This is a genomic window from Acinetobacter sp., assembly GCF_041911495.1.
In the GTDB taxonomy this organism is placed as follows: Bacteria; Pseudomonadota; Gammaproteobacteria; order Pseudomonadales; family Moraxellaceae; genus Acinetobacter.
This window is the reverse complement of sequence record NZ_JAYROT010000053.1, coordinates 1-3,642: the sequence shown is the minus strand read 5'-3', so window position 1 is coordinate 3,642 and position 3,642 is coordinate 1. Positions and strand designations below refer to the sequence as shown.

The following is a 3,642-nucleotide window of genomic DNA, read 5'->3' as shown; positions in this document are numbered from 1 at the left end:
GGCATTTGGCATTTGGCATTTGGCATTTGGCATTTGGCATTTGGCATTTGGCATTTGGCATTTGGCATTTGGCATATTTTACTGCTCTGGCTGGGATGTAAAAGGCATCTTTGAAGGTATGAATAACTGCTATCGAAGTGATACTGAACACTAAGGGGATGCTGCCAGAATGGAGGTGGTGGTGTGTAGCTTAGTGTGCATCCCCAATAGGAAAGTTACACCACTCATTTTTATGGGTACATAACACCTATATCAATCGCTATTTTTGTGATTTAAATCAAGTTTTCATTAGATAATTAAAGATCCATTTGAGGCTAATTATTACCCTTTTGCATTGCTCATTTTTTGAGCAAAAATTTTTAAAGGGCTTTCTTATCCCAAAACCGTTTTAAAGCACATGGCATGCCATTTAATTGATTAAAAAACATACTAATCATATGCCATTGAAATCGTGGATGAAAATTGCAATTGTATTTGTGCAGCCGATGAACTGCACATATGAACTGCGGCCAAGCACTCAGATCTAGGAAATCAAGGAGTACAAGGCCGCATAACGTTAATCACTAATTTAAAGGTGTCCCTATGGCTAAGCCAGATGATTTTTTCACTACCCCGAAAAATGATTACATCCGTTTGTCTCTGATCAGTGCATGTTGTTTGTACCCTAATGCTGGCGTTATGCTTCTTAACAGCGAAGGTAAAAAATTATTTTGGATCAACGAACCAGATAATGACAAGGCGACAAAAATACGTGATGAAATTGTTGCCAAACTAACTGCTTAATTTCTAACACTAATAAAGACTCTCCTCTTTGAGGGGGAGAGTCTTTATTTTTATCAAAAACTAGTTGGAGAAAAAAATGGAAATATCTAGAGGCAATATTATTAGCCCTCCAAGTGGTGATGTGTGTATGTTTTCAAACACGCCGCCCACACAGGCTGAAATAATGAATGAGACATTATCTGATCTAAATTCAGATGATGAATCGATTTATTCAGCTAAGGAAATATATAAATTACTTTTACAAGATCAGCAGCAAGATGATAATGTCTCACCAATCATCTCAGACGAAACATTAACTTTCGCATGGGCATTGGGCACCGCAGTATGTTTAGGCATTGATTGTGAATATGTATTTGATGCTATAAATAAACGAAATCAAGTGATCAGCTACCAATATTGTCTAATCGTCAACAGTATTGTTTTTAAAGGTATTATATATCCAAAAAACTTAGACGATAAACATCGGTTAAAATTTACCTACTTCATTGGTTATATTCTGCATCAAGCCAAAAAGGAAGGCGTCATCAGTGAATATCCTGAAACAGTCTATATTTTTGGACATTTCTTACGTGCTGATTTTACCCATTTTGCGGATTTTTGGTCTGCCTATAAGACCACCGTTTCAGGTATGCGACGCACTATCACATCTCTCAAAGATGGATATGGCGTCAATATCGATGCAGTAGAGTCTCGCAAAGCTGGAAATGAGCCCGTACTGCTACGGGACCAAAACCGTAAAGGCATCCTCTGTGGTGTTCGCTTCATTGACACCCTACCGTTGACACCCAATGGTGCCGGCTTATCCGCTGTAGGTGAGTTGATCGGTTTGCCCAAGCTTGAGTTACCCGCAGGGTACACCAAAGACAATATGCACGAATTTAAGCAGGAACAACCCGCTTTATTTGAAGAATATGCCATCCGAGATGCCGAAATTGCAGTGCGCTATGGCATGCTGATGCTTACATTTTCCGAAGAACTTAAACTTGGCAAATTACCCTCTACTATCGGCGCTATTGCCGTTTCTATTTTCAAACAAACCTTGCAAAGTGATGAGACCCTTGATTACAAACTCATCTTTGGTCTTGTGCTTGAAACAACCGAGCACTGGAACAAAGCTAAGGGCCGACCCCATACCACGAAACAGCTAGTCCCAAGTCCAACCCGGATCCTGTTTGAGGAATTGGTTATCCGGTGTTACCACGGCGGCCGTAATGAATGCTTTACTTGCGGACCAAGCCTTGTTGGAGAGTTCTTCGATTTTGATCTCCAGGGTGCTTATACCACTGGCATGTGTGATTTGCTGATATTGGACTATGGCAAAGCCTATATGGTTACAGATCCGCATGAATTTAAAGGCCATACCTGTGGTTTTGCATTAGTCAAATTCAAGTTTCCTGCCGCTACACGCTTTCCTTGCTTACCTGTCAGGCATCAACGCTATGGCCTGATATTCCCTATTTCAGGAACATCCTACTGCACAGCACCTGAAATTGAAGTTGCTCTAAATTTGGGTTGTGACATTGAAGTAGTACAAGGCGTCATCATTCCTTGGGTATCCAATAGCAAGCCGGTATTTGAGCCTTTTGTGCGTTTAGTTCGTCAAAAACGCACTAGCTATCCGAAGAAATCTTTCGAAGAGTTGCTGTGGAAAGAAATAGGTAATTCTCTTTATGGGAAAACAGGCCAAGGGCTGAAAGAACGTACGGCATTTGATACTACTTCAGGGTTATCGAAGAAGATCCCTCCATCTGCAATTACCAACCCTTATATGGCAAGCCATACCACTGGATTTATCCGTGCTGTGGTTTCAGAAATATTAGCTTCTGTTCCATCAAACCGCAGTGTTATCAGCGTCACCACTGATGGTTTTTTAACTGACGCTACCGAGGCTGAATTGGACCTTACAGGCCCTGTATGCAGTCGTTTTAACAAACTTTGTCAAATTATTGGAGACTAATGATGAAGAAGATCCACCCCAATGTAATTGAAATATTGTGCAATAAATACCGGTTAGCACTGAAAAATGCGCCTACATGGAACTGCAAAAGCGCTAAAAATTATTTTGAATATATCATGAATGCTTATCTAATTGAAAATGAGAATAAATTTCTATTACAGCTACGGGTGATACAACAATGTTTTTATCATCAGATAGATACAAAAACCAATTGGGGGAAAAAACAGTTAGTTGATTTATTAAATGAAACTCTGAACAAATACCAGGGAGAGTGATTATTATGTTGGTGCGAAAACATCGTATCAAACAGGTCATAGCCATGAAAACCCGAGGCCAGCTAACGGCTGAATGTTTTTCTGGTGAGCCCGAATTGTTGGCTAAAGCGGGAGTCAAGCCTCCATGCCCTGCTCCTGAACACAATGAGTATATGCTTAACTTGTATTTGACCCGCGAGCCTGGCCAAATGACTGATAACAGCCATCTGATTTCAACATCTGAGCAATGGCTAACAGAATCAGATTTGATCATGTTGCAAAAGGAAAAGCGCCTCAATCTGGAATTTGACTGGAAACGGAAATTGGTCAATCCACGGATGGTTAAAGTCAGAGATACCGAACATATAGCTTTTGATAGCATTCCTTGGGAATCTGTCGAACAGGGTGAACAAGCTCGTACTCTTTTTGATGGCTGGCGCGAAGATAATTGCTTGATGACACTGGATGACTGGGAAAGCTGGGAGGACTACTACGAAAGTGCAACATCGGGCGCTGTTCCAGTTACGTGTTGGTGCATGATCTATAATTAAGTTGGGTATTCTAAACAGGAATTCGCATGATGGACTCCAGCGACTTTTTGGAACTACTTCGCGCCTTGACTCACCTGTCATCCACCCAACTTGAACG

General features: G+C 40.9%; 4 protein-coding genes. All 4 read left to right on the top strand.

Features of this window, described 5'->3' with window-relative positions:
* Positions 1-582 precede the first annotated feature (582 nt).
* The 4 genes from ACE3PQ_RS06775 to ACE3PQ_RS06760 all read left to right on the top strand — a co-directional run bounded on the left by ACE3PQ_RS06775 (position 583) and on the right by ACE3PQ_RS06760 (position 3,545).
* Positions 583-783, top strand: a complete 201-nt coding sequence (locus ACE3PQ_RS06775) for a hypothetical protein (RefSeq protein ID WP_374296372.1) — start codon at positions 583-585, stop codon at positions 781-783.
* Positions 784-859: 76 nt separating this feature from the next.
* A complete protein-coding gene (locus ACE3PQ_RS06770) occupies positions 860-2,740 on the top strand; it encodes a DNA polymerase (protein WP_374296370.1) in 1,881 nt (626 codons plus the stop codon).
* 2 nt (positions 2,741-2,742) lie between these two features.
* On the top strand, positions 2,743-3,015 hold the full coding sequence (locus ACE3PQ_RS06765) for a hypothetical protein (RefSeq protein WP_374296368.1): 273 nt from the start codon (positions 2,743-2,745) through the stop codon (positions 3,013-3,015).
* A 5-nt stretch (positions 3,016-3,020) separates the two neighbouring features.
* Positions 3,021-3,545, top strand: coding sequence for a hypothetical protein (locus ACE3PQ_RS06760; protein ID WP_374296366.1), 525 nt, complete (start codon positions 3,021-3,023; stop codon positions 3,543-3,545).
* The last annotated feature ends 97 nt before the right edge of the window (positions 3,546-3,642 follow it).